This is a genomic window from Lascolabacillus sp., assembly GCF_028696275.1.
Taxonomy (GTDB): Bacteria; Bacteroidota; Bacteroidia; order Bacteroidales; family Dysgonomonadaceae; genus Proteiniphilum; species Proteiniphilum massiliensis.
In genome coordinates, this window is record NZ_JAQVHI010000041.1 from 1 (window position 1) to 18,384 (window position 18,384).

General features: G+C 35.6%; 15 protein-coding genes. 7 read left to right on the forward strand and 8 right to left on the reverse strand.

All coding sequences use genetic code 11. From position 1 onward, the window contains the following. From PHO43_RS08700 to PHO43_RS08710, 3 genes are all read right to left on the reverse strand, one after another. Nucleotides 1-496: carboxypeptidase-like regulatory domain-containing protein (locus PHO43_RS08700; protein ID WP_288011948.1), on the reverse strand; the 496-nt coding region annotated here is incomplete at its 3' end. A 302-nt stretch (nt 497-798) separates the two neighbouring features. Next, nucleotides 799-2,430, reverse strand: a complete 1,632-nt coding sequence (gene groL / locus PHO43_RS08705) for a chaperonin GroEL (RefSeq protein WP_045089871.1) — start codon at nt 2,428-2,430, stop codon at nt 799-801. Between the two features lie 108 nt (nt 2,431-2,538). Continuing rightward, nucleotides 2,539-2,811 carry a co-chaperone GroES gene (locus PHO43_RS08710; RefSeq protein ID WP_045089872.1) on the reverse strand — a complete coding sequence of 91 codons (273 nt, stop codon included), beginning with the start codon at nt 2,809-2,811 and terminating at the stop codon, nt 2,539-2,541. Between the two features lie 314 nt (nt 2,812-3,125). Here PHO43_RS08710 and PHO43_RS08715 point away from each other — a divergent pair, with 314 nt between their 5' ends. The 5 genes from PHO43_RS08715 to PHO43_RS08735 all read left to right on the forward strand — a co-directional run bounded on the left by PHO43_RS08715 (nt 3,126) and on the right by PHO43_RS08735 (nt 9,498). Continuing rightward, a complete protein-coding gene (locus PHO43_RS08715) occupies nt 3,126-3,356 on the forward strand; it encodes a putative signal transducing protein (protein WP_045089873.1) in 231 nt (76 codons plus the stop codon). A 31-nt stretch (nt 3,357-3,387) separates the two neighbouring features. After that, the gene (locus PHO43_RS08720; protein ID WP_288011951.1) at nt 3,388-4,518 is read left to right on the forward strand and encodes an AI-2E family transporter; all 1,131 of its coding nucleotides are present in this window, start codon (nt 3,388-3,390) and stop codon (nt 4,516-4,518) included. Further along, nucleotides 4,499-5,662 carry an ABC transporter substrate-binding protein gene (locus PHO43_RS08725; protein WP_288011953.1) on the forward strand — a complete coding sequence of 388 codons (1,164 nt, stop codon included), beginning with the start codon at nt 4,499-4,501 and terminating at the stop codon, nt 5,660-5,662. Before PHO43_RS08720 ends, PHO43_RS08725 begins: the two co-directional genes overlap by 20 nt. A gap of 24 nt (nt 5,663-5,686) precedes the next feature. Then, nucleotides 5,687-6,697, forward strand: a complete 1,011-nt coding sequence (locus PHO43_RS08730) for a FecCD family ABC transporter permease (protein WP_045089876.1) — start codon at nt 5,687-5,689, stop codon at nt 6,695-6,697. Between the two features lie 251 nt (nt 6,698-6,948). Beyond that, on the forward strand, nt 6,949-9,498 hold the full coding sequence (locus PHO43_RS08735) for an ATP-dependent Clp protease ATP-binding subunit (RefSeq protein WP_053826128.1): 2,550 nt from the start codon (nt 6,949-6,951) through the stop codon (nt 9,496-9,498). Nucleotides 9,499-9,598: 100 nt separating this feature from the next. Here PHO43_RS08735 and PHO43_RS08740 read toward each other — a convergent pair whose 3' ends face one another. Together PHO43_RS08740 and PHO43_RS08745 are read right to left on the reverse strand one after the other, a co-directional pair. Further along, nucleotides 9,599-11,233, reverse strand: a complete 1,635-nt coding sequence (locus PHO43_RS08740) for a RagB/SusD family nutrient uptake outer membrane protein (RefSeq protein ID WP_045089878.1) — start codon at nt 11,231-11,233, stop codon at nt 9,599-9,601. Between the two features lie 34 nt (nt 11,234-11,267). Then, a complete protein-coding gene (locus tag PHO43_RS08745) occupies nt 11,268-14,483 on the reverse strand; it encodes a SusC/RagA family TonB-linked outer membrane protein (RefSeq protein WP_045089879.1) in 3,216 nt (1,071 codons plus the stop codon). A 404-nt stretch (nt 14,484-14,887) separates the two neighbouring features. Between PHO43_RS08745 and PHO43_RS08750 the strand changes: the two genes are divergently transcribed. Together PHO43_RS08750 and PHO43_RS08755 are read left to right on the forward strand one after the other, a co-directional pair. Continuing rightward, nucleotides 14,888-15,619: a DsbA family oxidoreductase gene (locus PHO43_RS08750; RefSeq protein WP_052673171.1), complete on the forward strand. Its 732-nt coding sequence runs from the start codon at nt 14,888-14,890 to the stop codon at nt 15,617-15,619. 82 nt (nt 15,620-15,701) lie between these two features. Then, a complete protein-coding gene (locus tag PHO43_RS08755; RefSeq protein ID WP_288011956.1) occupies nt 15,702-16,247 on the forward strand; it encodes a GNAT family N-acetyltransferase in 546 nt (181 codons plus the stop codon). A 6-nt stretch (nt 16,248-16,253) separates the two neighbouring features. On the opposite strand, the gene PHO43_RS08760 is transcribed toward PHO43_RS08755, so the two are convergent. The 3 genes from PHO43_RS08760 to PHO43_RS08770 form a co-directional block, all read right to left on the reverse strand. After that, entirely contained in the window at nt 16,254-16,772 is a 519-nt protein-coding gene (locus PHO43_RS08760) for a hypothetical protein (RefSeq protein ID WP_045089881.1), read from the reverse strand. Between the two features lies 1 nt (nt 16,773). Then, nucleotides 16,774-17,379, reverse strand: coding sequence for a DUF4230 domain-containing protein (locus PHO43_RS08765; protein WP_288011958.1), 606 nt, complete (start codon nt 17,377-17,379; stop codon nt 16,774-16,776). A 117-nt stretch (nt 17,380-17,496) separates the two neighbouring features. Next, on the reverse strand, nt 17,497-18,093 hold the full coding sequence (locus PHO43_RS08770) for a DJ-1/PfpI family protein (protein ID WP_288011960.1): 597 nt from the start codon (nt 18,091-18,093) through the stop codon (nt 17,497-17,499). Between the last annotated feature and the right edge of the window lie 291 nt (nt 18,094-18,384).

Here is an 18,384-nt window from a genome sequence, read left to right on the forward strand (position 1 = left end):
TACCTGAAGCGTAAGGAGATAATCTTGTAATGTCAGTAATACTTCTGTTTACGCTGGGCATTCTTGACATCTGTTCATTATTAATGTTTGTTGATGCACCCGTTTTTTCAGACGAAAATTTTGTTCGTAAAGCAGTTACGACTACTTCTCCCAAAGCTACTGTTTCCTCTTGCATCACAACATTATGAGAGTAGTTTTCACCAAGGCTGAGTGTAATACCCTCTGCTACATTATCTCCATAACCAATATAGGTTATTTCAACTGTATAAGGACCTCCAACACGCATACCATTAAGGTTGTATCGTCCTTCCAAGTTTGTCACAGTACCGTAGGTTGTACCTGATGGTTCATGTGTTGCAACCACTGTTGCTCCAATCACTGCTCCATCAACATCTGTAACACGTCCACTCATACTGGATGTTGTTACCTGAGCTTGCATCACAGTAGCAATTGTTATAAATAGTGCTACTGCTATAAATCTCAACTTTTTAATCATAAAATGAATTTTTTAATAAAATTAGAGTTGTTAGATTGAATTAAATCATGGACAAAATTAAGTATAAAATTTAAGAATGTAATTAAGAAAATGTTACGAAATGATACCAATGGTAAAGCAGTTAGATTGTATTGATTATTAAATGTTTATCAAATTTTCAGCAAAAGAATTACATTATAATCAAAATGCAAGTTTTCACCCTTTATAACTTCTTTTTTATAAAAGAAATAGCGTATAACTTACGAATTCTCATCGAAGCTATACGCTAAAACCAGTTATCTATTTTTTCTATAATGTATTGACTACATCATACCGCCCATTCCTCCGCCTGCAGGCATTTGAGGAAGTGGATTCTCTTCTTTCTTATCAGTTATAACACACTCTGTTGTCAGGAACATACCTGCAATAGAAGCTGCATTTTCTAGTGCTACACGAGTAACCTTTGTTGGATCAATAACTCCTGCTTCATAAAGATCTTCATACTTGTCAGTAGCTGCATTGTATCCAAAGTTACCTTTTCCTTCACGTACTTTCTGAACTACAACTGCACCTTCTTTACCAGCATTGGCTACTATTTGACGAAGTGGTTCTTCAACTGCACGTTTTACAATTTCAATACCAGTTGTTTCATCATCGTTTTCACCTTTCAGATCTTCGATTGAATCAACTGCACGAATATATGCAATACCACCACCCGGAACAGTACCTTCTTCAACTGCTGCGCGTGTAGCAGACAAGGCATCCTGAACACGATCTTTCTTCTCTTTCATCTCAACTTCAGAGTTTGCACCAACATAAAGAACGGCAACTCCACCTGAAAGCTTAGCCAGTCTCTCTTGTAGCTTTTCGCGATCGTAGTCTGAAGTAGTTTTTTCAATCTGAGCACGGATCTGTCCGATACGGCTCTGAATTGCTTCCTTATCACCAAGTCCGTTTACAATTGTAGTAGTATCTTTGTCGATTGATATTTTTTCAGCGCTACCACACATATCCAGAGTAGCATTTTCAAGTGTCAGACCTTTTTCTTCAGAAATTACTACTCCACCTGTAAGTGTTGCAATATCTTCGAGCATCTCTTTTCTGCGATCACCAAATCCAGGAGCTTTGACAGCAGCAATTTTAAGTGATCCGCGTAGACGGTTTACAACTAATGTTGTTAAAGCTTCAGAATCTATATCTTCCGCAATGATAAGCATTGGTTTACCTGTCTGAATTCCTTTTTCAAGAATTGGCAGAAGATCTTTAATTGCTGAGATTTTTTTATCATGAATTAAAATAAGAGGATTCTCGAATTCAACCTTCATTGATTCTGTGTCTGTTACGAAATATGGTGAGATATAACCACGGTCGAATTGCATACCTTCAACTACATCTACATATGTGTCAGTACCTTTAGACTCTTCAACTGTTATCACACCTTCTTTGCTTACTTTCTGCATTGCTTCAGCAATAAGTTTACCTATGCTTTCATCACCATTTGCTGAAATTTTAGCAACGTTTTCAATCTTTTTCAGGTCACCACCAACTTCTAATGCTTGATTTTTCAGATTTCCTACAATAGAAGCTACGGCTTTATCAATACCGCGTTTCAGATCCATTGGATTTGCACCGGCAGTAACATTTTTTAAGCCTACACTTATAATTGATTGCGCTAATACAGTTGCAGTTGTTGTTCCGTCACCGGCATCATCATTAGTTTTAGAAGCAACCTCTTTTACTAGCTGTGCTCCCATGTTCTTGAATGAATCTTCTAATTCAATCTCTTTTGCAACAGTAACACCATCCTTTGTGATGTGAGGTGCACCATATTTTTTATCAATAATAACATTGCGACCTTTTGGTCCTAATGTAATTTTTACTGCATCCGCCAGTTCGTCTACACCTTTTTTAAGCAGGTCGCGAGCTTCGATGTTGAATTTAATCTCTTTAGCCATATTATTTTAATTAATTGTTTTATGTTTTTTGATAAGTTTATCTACATGTTGAAATACTATATAAATGAAGCATGTATTGCCTGGTATTTCAACTTTTTGTTTATGTGTTTATGAAAGTATAGCTAGAATGTCAGACTGACGCATAATTAAATGCTTTACTCCTTCAATTTCGATTTCTGTGCCTGCATACTTTCCATAAAGCACATTGTCGCCTTCTTTAACTACCATTTCTTCATCTTTTGTGCCTTTTCCTACAGCAATTACTTCACCTCTTAATGGCTTTTCTTTAGCTGTATCAGGGATAATAATTCCGCTAACTGTTTTTTCTTCTGCAGCTGCCGGCTTTACCAGCACTCTGTCTGCTAATGGTTTAATGTTCATACTACTAAAATTTGTTGTTAATATTATTAATTTAAGTTATCTAATCGATACAACCATACTGCTAATTCTGTGCCAAAAATTTCTTATAAAGAAAAAAGTGTTTAATCTGACAAAATTTCAGTAGAGCACTGACATATCATAATTGCCACCTCTATTTTTAGACAAACAGGTAAACATAAAAATGAATGAAATGTTTACAATTAACTGGTATCTCTAAAAAAAAACCTATTTTTACGTAATAATTTCATTGGACTGATTTTATACTCTTTTGGACGACAGAATTAATATATGAGACTGAATTAAAATTAATGACTATGGAAGAGAAATTTGTTACAGTTAAAACTTTCACTTTTCCGGCTGATGTGACCATGGTTCAAACTTATATGGAAATGAGAGGTATTGAAGTTTATTTTAAAAATCTTGTTTCAAACAGACTGGCATATACACTTGGAGATATTGATATGCAGGTAAAATCGTCTGATTACGAAAATGCAAAGGCTGCACTTATAGAGGGAGGCTTTGCAAAGCCGGAAGATTTTTTGTAGTATTATCTAAAAAAGTAATTTCTCTTTTAATATGTCAGTAGAGTTAGTAAAAAATAGCCAGAAATACAGGAATATACTAATAGGACTTATAATTCTATTAGGTTTGATAATTTTCAGATATACACGCCCGTACATGAGTGGTTTTCTAGGTGCCGCAACTCTTTATATATTAGTAGTTGATCAACACAGGTATCTTATTCAGAAACTAAACTTTAAAAAGGGCTTGAGTGCAATTCTTATAGTACTTATTGTTCTAATTTTCATCCTGATACCACTTACAGGAATAGCATTCCTTGTTATAGATACATTCTCCAGTATTACTATAGACCCTGAAGTAATACTGGGTCAGATAAATGATTTTATAAACTCCCTGGAGGCAAAACTTGGATTCAACATATTTACACCTGAAAACCTATCGGCACTTCCCAGAGCGGGAACTAATATTCTTCAAATACTTGGCAACAGCATATATTCATTCATTATAAACGTTGTGGTTATATTGTTTGTTTTGTACTACATGCTTTATAGTAATGAAGAATTTGAAAAAGCTATTACCGAGATACTCCCTTTTAAGGATGAGAATAAAGAGATATTAATTGATGAGACTAAGCTTATTATTCAGGCAAATGCTATCGGTATACCGCTTATGGCTATTCTGCAGGGCTTATTTGCTTACATGGGATATCTGTTGTTTGGAGTAAACAGTGCACTTCTTTACGCTATTTTAACTGCATTCGCAACTATACTTCCACTTGTTGGAACAATGATAATATGGGTTCCTTTAGGTATTGGGCTTTTGATTGGTGGTGATTTAGTTAATGGTGTAGGACTTATTATTTATGGTCTTTTTATCATTGGGGGTGTAGATAATGTTGCGAGATTCCTTTTGCAGAAAAAGCTGGCTGATATACATCCATTGATTACCGTTTTTGGGGTACTTATTGGTATCCCGATTTTTGGTTTTTGGGGTGTAATATTCGGGCCACTGCTTCTTTCTCTATTTATACTGTTTTTTAATATGTATCGTCATGAATATGTCCCAGGCTCTAAAGCAGAAGCGAGGGTAACGACACGATTGAAGGCTAAAAAAATGAAAATACCAGGCTATAATCCTGCAAAGACAAAAAAGAAACAAAAGAAAAATGAAGTTCAAAGTGAATAATAGCACCTGCTTTTCAATTTTTTATGTCTGTTTGGTTATCATATTCAATGGATGCAATACAGGTAATTATCAAAAGAATACATCAATTGAGAAGGGCAAATACCTATTCTCGGAAGATATTCGTTATGCACAGGGTTTCAAAATTGATTATTACGAAGAGTATACAAGAGTAATAATCAACAATCCATGGCAAGAAAACAGAGAGATCTACAGGGCATACTATTTGGTTAAGACAGACTCAATTGAAATTCCTGAAGAAGGTATAAAAGTTAAAGTTCCTCTCACTTCTATTTCAGTAAATACTTTTTCATACTTTGAATTTTTATCTCTGTTGGGTGAATTGGATAAAGTGACTGGAGTAACCGACGGATCAAGAATCTATAATCCTGAAATACTGAATAAAATCAGTGAAGGTCAAATTATTGATTTAGGTGATCCATTCAATCCTAATATTGAAAAAACTATAGCACTTAGTCCACAAGCTGTAATAAACTCAGCTTATGCACAATTAGACAATTACAGCTTAAGACTCACTCAGGCTGGTCTCCCAATCATCTACTCATTGGAGTGGATGGAGAACAATCCGCTTGCACGTGCCGAATGGATAAAAATGATCGCCGCATTTTTTGAAAAGGGGGCTTTGGCAGACACATTATTCAATAATATTGAGGAAAGGTATTTGGCAGTTAGAGAAATAGCTTATGAACCCGACACGAGAAAAAAAGTCATGACGGGTGACATTTTTCAGGGAACCTGGTATGTACCGGGTGGAGATAGCTTTAATGCTGCGCTCTTTAGAGATGCAGGATTAAAGTACATTTATGAAAACAATAACATGAGTGGCAGCATTGGTCTGGATATTGAATCTGTTCTTACCCAATTTGGAGAAAGTGATATCTGGTTTGGCTGTGAAGCAGATAGGTATTCCGATCTAGCTGCCAAGGACTCAAAATACATGCTTTTAAAGCCATATAAAGAAAAGCAGATATTCAATAATCATAACCGTACAACAAAAACAGGAGGAAATGATTATTTTGAAAGTTCAATTGCTCATCCCGACCTTATTTTATCGGATATAGTAAAAGCTGCATATCCTGAAAAGCTGCATAACTATTCATTCACCTATATAAGACCATTAAACTGATTACAAATAAGTTATTAAGATAATTTGAAGAAGAACTCAACAATATTTGCACTATTAATAATCCTGTTAGGTGTAACTTTCATCTGTGATATTTTTACAGGAAATGCAACTATATCTTTTAAGGAGGTATGGGCTGCGCTTTTTGGTGGATCAGGAAATGTTATAATTGATGAAATTATACTGAATTACAGACTGCCTAAAGCGCTGACTGCTATTATTTCCGGTTCTGCTCTATCAGTAGCCGGTTTGCTAATGCAGACTCTATTTCGTAATCCACTTGCAGGACCGGATGTACTGGGTGTTAGTGCAGGTGCCGGACTAGGTGTTGCTCTGCTTACATTATTAAGCGGTACGGTGTTGCACCCAATTATTTATTCATTAGGTGGAATGGGTCAGATTATTGCTGCTGTAACAGGTGCTTCACTAGTTTTAATTTTAATATTGGGTGTATCCGCAAGGATAAAAGACTCTATCACTATTCTGGTACTTGGAATGATTTTTGGGTATGTTGCAAGTGCTCTGGTTACTATATTGCAAAGTTTTGCTGATCCGGATTCTCTAAAAGTGTTTGTAACATGGACTTTTGGAAATTTAGGTGACGTTACATGGGATAAAATGCCTATTCTTTCTATTCTGGTTTTAGCAGGAATAACCTCAGCACTACTTCTACAAAAAGCACTAAACAGTCTGCTTCTTGGTGAGAATTATGCAGTGAGTACTGGACTTAATACCAAAAGAGCACGTATTTTAATTATTTCGATTTCTGCAATTATCACTGGTACAGTAACAGCTTTTACTGGTCCGATAGCATTTGTAGGAGTGGTAATTCCCCATTTTGCACGTGCATTTTTCCGAACAGTCAATCATAAAACAGTACTTCCTGCAACTATACTTCTGGGAAGTATTTTAATGTTGGTTTGCGATATTGTTTCACAATTGCCAGTTTCTAACAGGACCCTCCCTATTAATGCAGTTTCTGCTATGTTTGGTGCCCCGATGATTATATGGATAGTATTAAAACGCAAGAAGCTATAACTCTTATTATAGTAATTTTATTATCTCTCAAAGAAATTAAATTTAGTGAAAATCAATTCCTTCAATAAACAAAACTGCATGTTAAAATGTCTAATGTATAAATAGTATTATAAAAAGGACAAAATATATTTGGCATCGTTTTTGCTTTTAAGCTGAATAGTAAAGAGTGAAACAGATATTTTAAAAATATACGATTAAAAATAAAAGTTTATATTTGTAATCGTAACAGAGAATAAAGAAGGATTAAAACAATGGATAATAACTTTTCACAGCGCGTTAGAGACATTATGGCATATAGTCGTGAAGAAGCCGGTCGTCTCCAGAACAATTACATAGGGCCAGAGCATTTAATGCTTGGTATACTTCGTGATGGAGATGGGTTAGCTATACAAGTACTTCAGGATTTTGATATAGATCTCCACGTCTTAAAAGATTATATAGATTCACATGTTCGTTCTATTCAGGAGCCATATGATGGAACTAGCGAGCTTGTAATAAATAAAAATACCGAGAAGGCTTTAAAAATGAGTATTCTCGAGGCACGTCTTACTAAAAGCATTGAAACAGATACAGAACATATATTACTTGCACTTTTAAAGGAGAAAAATACTTTGATATATGATATTCTTAAACAGTTTCAACTGGATTACTCTAGTGCATTTATGTATATTAAAAGTATTCTTGAAAACAGAAGTGAGGAGGATTTAGATGAAGCTGATTCTCCAGTATCAGGACCAAATTTCACGGATGATGATGATGAGGATATGAACGACAAATCGTTCAATCCTGGTGGTGCACAGGGCACTTCTCAAACAAAAAACAGCTCATCTGACACACCTGTACTTGATAACTTTGGAACTGATATTACACGCGCTGCCATAGAAAACAGACTTGACCCTGTTGTTGGTCGCGAGAAAGAGATAGAGCGAATTGCTCAGATACTCAGCAGGCGTAAGAAAAACAATCCTGTACTTATTGGTGACCCGGGAGTAGGTAAATCTGCAATAGTAGATGGATTAGCTCTCAGAATCACACAGAAGAAGGTTTCACGTGCACTATTCGATAAGAGGGTAATAGCTCTAGATATGGCTTCGATAGTGGCAGGCACAAAATATCGAGGACAATTCGAAGAGCGTATTAAAGCTATACTGAATGAACTTTCCAAAAACCCGAACATCATTCTGTTTATTGATGAAATTCACACAATCGTTGGTGCGGGAGGTGCAGCAGGATCTCTGGATGCAGCCAATATGCTGAAACCTGCACTTGCCAGAGGTGAAATACAGTGTATTGGAGCTACAACTTTGGATGAATATAGGAAAAACATTGAAAAGGATGGTGCTCTGGAACGTCGTTTCCAGAAGGTTATAGTAGACCCTACTACAACGGAGGAAACATTGCAGATATTGAGAAATATTAAGGAAAGATATGAAGATCATCATAATGTGAGATACACAGATGAGGCATTAAAAGCTTGCGTGAAACTCACTGAGCGTTATGTTACGGATCGTACATTCCCTGATAAAGCTATTGATGCATTAGATGAAGCCGGGGCAAGAGTTCATATTTCAAATATTGTTATACCTGAGACAATAGAGCGACTGGAAGAGGAGCTTAAAGAGGTTGAACAACAAAAAACTGATGCAGTTAAAGCTCAAAAATATGAACTGGCAGCTAGTTTCAGGGATAAACAACGTCAGTTACTTCTGGCTCTTGAGGCAGAAGAGGAACGTTGGCAGAAAGAGATTAAAGAGAAGCCGGAAATTGTAGATGAGGAAAAAATAGCAGAAGTGGTAGCTATGATTTCAGGTGTACCTGTACAACGAATTGCTGAGGCAGAGGGACATAGATTGCTTCAAATGAAGGATGTCTTAAAGAGTAAAGTAATAGGTCAAGACGAAGCCGTAGACAAGGTTGTAAGAGCTATACAGCGTAATAGGGTTGGTCTTAAAGATCCAAATAAACCTATTGGTACTTTTATGTTTCTTGGACCAACCGGTGTTGGTAAAACTCACTTGGCAAAAAAACTTGCACAGTTTCTCTTTGATTCATCTGAGAATCTCATCCGAATTGATATGAGTGAGTATATGGAAAAATTTAATGTTTCCAGGCTTGTAGGAGCTCCTCCGGGATATGTTGGATATGAGGAAGGTGGTCAGCTGACTGAGAAAGTACGTCGCAGACCATACTCTGTAGTACTGCTGGACGAGGTTGAAAAGGCTCACCCCGATGTATTTAATCTCTTGCTTCAGATTATGGATGAAGGTCATGTAACAGATAGCCTGGGTCGTAAAATAGACTTCAGAAACACTATTCTGATTATGACGTCTAATATTGGCACACGTCAGCTGAAGGATTTCGGACGAGGAGTAGGTTTCACCACATATAGTGATGTAAGTGATGCTGAATTCTCACGCAGTGTTATCCAGAAAGCTCTTAATAAAGCTTTCGCCCCAGAGTTTTTAAACAGGGTGGATGATATTGTAATGTTTGATCAACTAAGTAAAGAGTCTATATATAAGATTATTGACCTGGAATTGGAAGGACTTTATAAACGTATCGGAGATCTTGGATTCAAGATAAATCTTACTGAAACTGCTAAAGAATTTATTGCTAATAAGGGATATGATATACAATTTGGTGCAAGACCTCTGAAAAGAGCTATCCAGAAGTATATAGAAGATGAGTTGGCAGAAAAAATCATTAGTACAGGTATGAAAGAAGGAGATACTGTTATCATTGATTTTGATGAAGAAAAACAGCAGATAATAATGAATAAAGCTGAAAAGGTTCTGGAATAAAGAATACTGTATTCATTTGAATTTTGAAATAAACCCCAAAAGCATTAATAATTGCTTTTGGGGTTATTTTTTAGATGTTAAAAATCCGGTGTATTTCTAATCAATTCCATCCGGGATTTTGATTACCTGCTAAAGCTGGGTTAGCCTGCATTTCACTTAGAGGAATAGGCCAAAGAAGTGCATACTCAGGTATTTTCCCAACAACTGCCTGACCTTCCGGTTTATTCTGAATAAGAGCATTTGCCAGTGGTGTCCATTTCAATCTGCCGGAACCTACTCCATCTGCTTCTGGATATAAGCGTGTGCGACGAATATCATCCCAAATTTTAAACTCGAGTGGGAATTCATGAAAACGCTCTGTCAGAATAGCCTGAATTAAAGCATCACCACTTGCAGTTTCGTTTGGTAAGCCGGCACGAGTTCTTACCTGATTAAGGTAACCTCTTGCTTCTGATTCATTTCCTGTACGTGCAAGTCCCTCTGCTGCTATGAGTAATACCTCTGCATAACGGAATATAGGCATATTATAATCACCATTTCGTCCGTTTATTAATGAACCTGCATCAAACCAAGCCCAGTTTCCTACATTATTTAAGGTGTGACTTACGCCAGTGTCGTCTGTGTATTCTCTGAAAAAGAACTGTTTCTCCATGTTACGTATATCATCGGAATGATAACTGTTCAAAAGTAAATCAGATGGCAGATAAGCATTATATAAAACATCACCACCAGGTTTAAATACATTGGCACCATCAGCATTCTTCCATTGAAATGCATCGGTACCTATTGAACGAACTGCATAAGAGTTACCAACATTAAAACTAGTTTGGTTGTATTCTTTAGCATATATTATTTCGTTTGAAGACTTACTGGTTTTTATTACATTATATGCTGATGACAAATCTGTACTGCTCCCATTTGGCTGTTCAAGTGCATGCTGACCTCCATTTATTACGTTCATAGCCATAGCAGCAGCCTTTGAATAGTACTCATTCCCACCATTTACAGGAGCTCCTGCCCATTGTAAATATACATTTGCCAGCAGAGTCTGCGCCATTGGGCGGGTAACATAACCTTTATTTGCATAAAAGGATATATTAGGCAATGAATTACCTCCAATTATGTCAAGAAGGTCTGACTCTATATTTGCATATACTTGTGCTGCGGGTGTTCGCTCAACATAAATTCCTTCAAGAGAAGTATATGGTTTATCGATATAAGGAACATCACCATATTCTTTTACCAGATAGAAATATGCATAAGCGCGAAAGAATTTACCTTGAGCAACGAAGTTAGCTATCTGTTCAGCAGATAAAACATCTGTCATTGTAGGTATATTTTCAATTACAAAGTTTGCACGAGAAATACCAATATAGAATTCTGACCACATTTTCTGAGAAGTAGCATCAAAAGATTCAATATTAAAGTTTCCTCCCTCTGAGGCATTTGTAAAAGTTCTATCTTTACGTTTATCAATGAAAAGACCTGACATTACACCACCCCACATAGTAGCCTTGGGTGTCCATCCGCCATCTACATCAATATTATGAAGGTAAGGAACACCTCCAAAATAGAGAGCATTTACACCGGTAATGGCATCTGACTCAGTTTTCCAAAACTGACCTGTTGTTTTCTCGTCCAATGGACTTTCTTCCAGAAACCCTTCACATGAACTCATCACAATTGTTAATGAGAGCATGCAAAGTAAGTATTTATATATTTTATGTAATTTCATATGATTACTGTTTTTTGTAATTACTGACTATCAATTAAAATGTTACATTAATACCCATTGTGTATGTTCTTGGACGTGGATATGTAAAGAACTGACGGTTTGTTCCCCATTTATTATCACCTAATCGAGATGAATTTTCAGGATCATAACCTAAATAATCAGAAGAAGTGATTAAGAAAGCATTGTTTATGTTTCCATACAATCTAAGTGAGTATAAACCTATACGTTGCAATATGTCTGGCGTGAATGTATATCCTAACTGAATTAAATTGCCTCGTAAATATGATCCATCAGCCACCCAAGTATCATCAGCGTTGGCATTATTACCCATACCGAAGTTAGCAAGACGAATTGCTTGTGCAGTACCATTTGGGTTTTTTGTTGGATGCCATGCTTCCTGCCATAAACGATCTATTCCACTTGTTAAGAATCGTCCCTCAGAAGAGTGGAAAAATTCTTGCATAATATCAGCTCCCCAGGAGAACTGAAGATCTACAGTCAGATCGAATCCTTTATAATTGAATGTATTAATAAAGGAGCCCATCCAATCAGGTAAACCATTGCCAAGAATTTCTCTTTCTTTATATGTTACTTTTTCACCTATAGTTGAAGGTACATTCATTGTTTCTCTATCCCAGTTAGCCTCTACCCCATCGTAGATACCTACACGTCTGTAACCATAGAATGAAGATAACTCTTCACCTTCACGAATAAGCATATCATAACCAACAAATCCATCAAGTAGTATCTGACGTTTTCCTGTTACCTGGTCTACTGATGAACTCTCATCAAGCTTCTCTACTCTATTCTTATTGAAACTTAAGTTAAGCATACTATTCCAACTGAAATCACTCGTTTCAACAGGGTATGCATTTACTAAAAGGTCGAACCCTCTGTTTGAAACCTCTCCAATATTACTGGTAATCGAAGAAAAACCAGTTGATCTTGGTATAGGACGACTTAAAAGGAGGTCGGTAGTATACTTATAGTAATATGAAGCTTCAATATTTAATCTATCATTAAAAAGTCCCAGATCCACACCAATGTCCCACTGATTTGTCTTCTCCCATTTCAAGTCAGGATTAGGCATACGTTGAGTATATGATACTGTTTGGAGAGACTCACCTATAATTGTAGTTGACTGTCCTATTGTAGCAAGTGAAGCATAAGTTCCAATTTCAGAGTTCCCGGTTACACCAAATGATGTATGTGGTTTCAAGCGACTTATTACAGCATTTCCTGATAAGAAATCTTCATTTGTCATCAGCCATCCCAGACCAATTGATGGGAACCATGAATACTTATTGTTTGCACCAAATTTTGATGATCCATCCCATCTGCTTGTAACCGTCGCTAAATACTTATTATCGTATGAATATGCTAATCTGGCAAAAAATGAATTCATTGACCATTTATCGTGGTCATTTCCTACAGAAGGTCTGTCAGATCCTTTACCTAAATTGTAGTACCCATAAAAATCGTCTGAAAAGTTACTCCCAACTGCACTAAAGTATGTATAAGTTCTTTCCTGCCAAGATACTCCACCCATTGCATTAACAGAATGACTTCCAATAAGTCTGTTGTAAGTCAGATAAGTTTCTTCCTGCCAATATAGCGTATTAGAGTTATTCCCTTCCGCTCTACCGGTTGAACTTTGATTAATAAGTGGTCGTGGCGTAAATGGAGTATAGTTTGCATTTCGATTGTTCTGATAGTCAACACCAAACTGTGTTTTCAAATCCAATCCTTCTGCTAAATGGAATGTAAGAGCCGCATTACCAAAAATCTGGGTTCTATATTGTTTTGCTTCCATACGCTTTAACAGCTCTACAGGGTTACCAACACCCTCGGGGCTGAATCCCTGCATTCCACCTGAAGGATTATTCTGATCACGTAAAATAGCATCAGTCCTGAAACTATTTGTTTGTGCATACTGACCATCCAGCATAACAGGCAAAAACGGTAATAACTCTATCATAGTACGTAGTGCACCCTGACCATATGGGTTATCTGATGTTCTATTACCCCATGAGTGATTTACGAGCAGATTAACTCCGGTTGATAACCATGAAGTAGGTTTGTCATCATATGCCAATTTTGCATTTATTCTTTTAAAATAAGTGTTATGTAATATACCTTGCTGATCAGTATAATTAATAAATGCACCCACAGAATGATCGCCATCTCCGCGTTGTATACTTACCTGATGATTTTGAGACAATGAAGTCCTTGAGGCTTCTTTCTGCCAATTTGTATCATACTTTGGAGTCCCATCAGAATTAAAAATTCGTTCATCAGTAAATATTTGCGAAAGATCTGTAGTAAAGTTTCTGTTTTGCCATGCATTTGCATTTTCCAGTCCCTGCTTAAATGTACTCATCCATTCATTGGCATCCATTACATCCATGTATCTTGCCATTTCACTTATTGACAATGAACCATCGTATGATACACGCGCACGACTGCCAGTGTTTCCGCCTCTTTTAGTGGTAACAAGAATCACTCCATTTGCTCCACGAGCACCATAGATAGCGGCAGAAGAAGCATCCTTCAATACTTCAATAGACTCGATATCATTAGGGTTTAAGAACTGGAAATTGGACATTACAACACCATCTACAACGTAAAGAGGACTGGCTGATGCATTAATAGTAGAGATACCTCTGATAATTACTCTCATCTCGCCACCTGGCTGACCTGTATTTGAGAAAATGTTTACACCGGCAGCCTTACCTTTTAGTCCTTCTAGTGCATTAAATGATTGGTTTTTTATGATATCACTACCCTTTGCTGTTGAAATAGATCCTGTTACATCTGACTTTCTCATAGTTCCATAACCCACAACAACAAGTTCATCCAATGTTTGTGTGTCTTCTATCAGAACTATGTTAAATGTACTTATTCCAGCTGTATTTACCTGTTTATCTAAATATCCAATATATGAAATTGTTATTACAGCGCCATCTGCAACCTCTAACTGAAAATTACCATCAACATCAGTAACAGTTCCATTTGTTGTTCCATTCTCAATTATATTTGCACCAATTACAGCAATACCATGCTCATCAAGTACCCTTCCTGATATCAGCTTACTTTGTTGATTGATTGCTGTTACAGTTTCATCAATTGCTAAGACTCCCGAGTTTGAAGACAGCTTATTATTAACATTACTGTCTGCAAAACTAATGCTTATATTAAATAGCATTTGAGTCATTACAAGCATAACGGTCAAAAATATGGATTTATTCATTTAATGTTTTTTTAATTAGTATATTAAAAGTTACTATACACATGATAATTTTTCAGCTATAAAAAATTACCCTCTTCCTGCAGAGAATCAAATATTTATTTACATAGGCATATAATTAGTTATGGTTTATCATTTTTTATCACCTTAATTAAAGTTTCTTCATAAAGTGGACCACGAGTGTCCTTTATCTGTAGTAAAGATTATGCACTATTTGGGAAAATTGATAAGTTTATATAATGCAAAACCAATGATATTATTATAACAAATATTCTTCTTTTTTTGTTTGTATTTAGGACGATTAAATTATTTTTATTTCTAGTTATAATGTTTCATATAAGACCATAATAACTTTAAACAAAATCAGGTTCGGCTTGTTTAAAGTGATTGTATAAAAAGAAATTGAAATGGAATCAAATAAAATGAAAATTGAAGTTTGGACTGATATTATGTGTCCATACTGCTATATTGGTAAAATACATTATGAGAAAGCATTAAAACAGTTTGAACATGCAGATGAAGTAGAACTAGAATGGAAAGCTTTTCAACTTGACACCAGTCTGCCGGATAATGGTAATGGAATACCTGTTGAGGAATATTTAATTTATCAAGCAGGTTATCCTGCGGAAGGAATTAAAAGTATGTACAACTCATTAAGAAAACTTTCAGATGAAGCAGGTGTTGTTTTTAATCTGGAAAATGCAATAGCAGCAAATACTCGTGATGCACACCGACTTATAAAATTAGCATCAAAAAAAGGAGTTGATTCTATTGTTCTGAATAAATTATCTAAAGCATATTTCGAAGAAGCAAAGGATTACAGCGACAGAAATCTGCTTTTAACAATAGGAGCAGAGGCTGGATTAAGCAAAAATGAGATAATTGAGATGCTTGATAGTGATGATTATAAATATGAAATAAAACAGGATATGCAGGAAGCAGCTAATCTTGGATTTGATACTGTTCCAACATTTCTGATGGACAGAAGACAGGCTATTGTAGGTTCAGAACCTGTTCAGTTGTTTCTTGATGTTTTGTACAAATCGTATAAAGCATGGAAAAATCGCACCAATAAAGTTGCTGAGACTGAAGTTATAAAAGGTAAATCCTGTTCAATTGACGGTACCTGTGATATTTAAGAGTAAAAAAGAAGAGACAAATTTTCTTTTTATCTTTTTATGGATTTTACTAACTTTGTTGTAAAACCTTTTAAATAGAATAATGGATTACTTAAGGATTGAGATCGACGATAAAGAGCGATGGGACAAAGTATGGGAGTTGTATGAAAAAAGCTTTCCTGATGCAGAACGTAGAAAAAAGAATGATCATCTACGAGCATTTGAGGATGAGCGTTTTTTTCCATTATCAGCATGGGAAGGCCAACAACTTATTGGTATAATGTTCTTCTGGGAATGGGAGTCGTATCGTTATCTTGAACATCTGGCGGTTAATCCGGAATTTCGTGGCCATGGCTATGGTTCTCAGCTTCTTCGACATTTACGTGATTCAGAACATACTATTATTCTTGAGATTGATCCTCTGAACAATGAACTTTCTGTTAGGAGGTTACAGTTTTACGAGCGCGCTGGCTATACACTAACTCCATACAGGTTTGTTCATTTACCATATAGAATTGAAGGTCAAAAACAGGAGTTGCTAATCTTAAGCTATCCTGAAATGATAAGTAAGGAGCAACACAATGATTTCCTGAAATTTGTAAATGAAGTAGTGATACAATATTGTGAGGGATACAACCCACTTCAATAAATTGATTTAGACACCAAGAACATTTTTCATGATAAGGAATAACTGGTCTACCATAATCCTCTCTCTCTTATATTTTGGGAACATTGGGTATATGATGACCAAAAGATTTTCATTTTCATCCATCTTAATATAACCGCCAAACCCCCAGGATCTCATTCTTGCATCAGTTCTAAATTTTAAAACACAGTTTTTCCTGTCTGAATAAGAGATAATCCATTGTCTGTCGATTCGTTGTAATATTTCATCAAAAGGGTATTTAGTACGACCATTATATTTATAAGTAGCTTCTCTTTGACCAGTAAATTGTGGTGGATCAATATTATCCGACTCCATGTAATTCAAACGTTTATAAAAGTAAGCTGTCAAAATAGCAGGAGGTAGCATACCAACAATTGCGAAGACTAATAAAATTTGCCAAAAATTCATGTTTAGTCCCCAGAAAAGCGACATTAAGCCCAATACTCCGGCATAAAATATTAGAAATATTGATACCCAGTAGAAATATAAACGGAAAGTAAACCTCATATTAATGTATTTGTGGTATGATTAATTCTTCAGTAATATATATTTGAGAAAATCCCATTTCTTCAAGCATTGTTCTCAGCGCAATTTTTGCCTGCTCTGTAGCATCTGACAAAATTCCCTGATCGATAGCATCTTTTATCATGTTATTCTTTTCTCTTGTAAGCGCTTCATTATAATCAGAAATTTTTATGGGATTAAAAGCATTCTCACTTTCATTGAATACCTCAACTGACTTCTCATCAATAACAGTGTCTAAAATCTTAGGCTTCGGTATTGATACATGTATAGTAGAATCATTTTGAACATCAATCTTTACACGACTGAAATCTACACCCGCTTTTAGGTATCCATTATACTTTAAAAGAAAATACTTATCTGTTAGTGGAATATTGATATTGAGGAACTTCATATAGTCTTTGTAGCTAATTACTCCCGTGTAATTATGTTTAACCAGTGCCAACTCTTGTATATGAGTAATTCGGTTCATAATTGTGGAGCTGCTATATCCAGGATAATCTGCCCTCTTATTGTTATTGATAAGAAGAGCAAAACCTAGTATAACTGTAGTTAAAAAGAAGAAAATGGTTGGTATAGATATATTCCTCATATAATTCAGCTTAAATCAAATAAAGCACCTGCTGCAAAAATAATCAATTTATTCCTTAAAAAAAGACTCATTTAAATTGATTACAGCTAATGATTGGCATTAAATTTACATTGTTGGTCATTTTTGGTTGATTACAGCATCTGCTACTGCAACAATAAATGATGGTATGTCATCAGGATCTCTTGAGGTAATAAGATTATTATCCACTACAACTGCTTCGTTTATATAAAAGGCCCCGGCTGCTTCCAGCTCTTCCTGAATATCACTTACACCAGTTGCATTCACACCATTAAGTATTCCGGTTGCTGCAAGCAACTGAGGTCCATGACATATCGAGGCCACCGTTTTACCAGTATTGTAGAAATTAATTGTGAAATCCACAACTTCAGGTATCTCTCTCATTTTTGCCGGTGAACTACCTCCTGGTATAATTAACATATCAAAGTCATCAATTGAGATATCACCCAAAGCTTTTTCTATTTCAATGCTATACACTTTGTCCCAAGACTGAACTGTTCCTTTTTTCGGACCAATAACAGTAACATTAATCCCTTTATTAATAAGATAGCCTATTGGAATATATGTCTCTTCCCCATGAAAACCTTCGGTGAGGAGTACAGCTACATTAATATTTCCACTGTTTCTTTTTTCCGAACAATTGGTTAAAACAGCAACAATTACTAATAAGTAAAGTAGATAACTAATATTCTTCATGTTTTTTAAACAAGAATAATTTTACTTTGTTCATAGAAATAAAAAAACTGACTAAGCGATAGTTATATAATTATAACTTCCAACTTAGTCAGTTAACGAGAGAACAAGTATTCAATTGCTCACTTTCATCATTTAGCTATCAATCATCAATGTTTTCTTTTTAATCTGATAAACCGCAAGCTCGTGAATATATACCTGTTACCGTATTTATATGACTATGAACCAGGTCAGTTGGATTAGCTTTTATTGAACCTTTACATACCTGATAAAACTGAGCAGGCATATATTGAC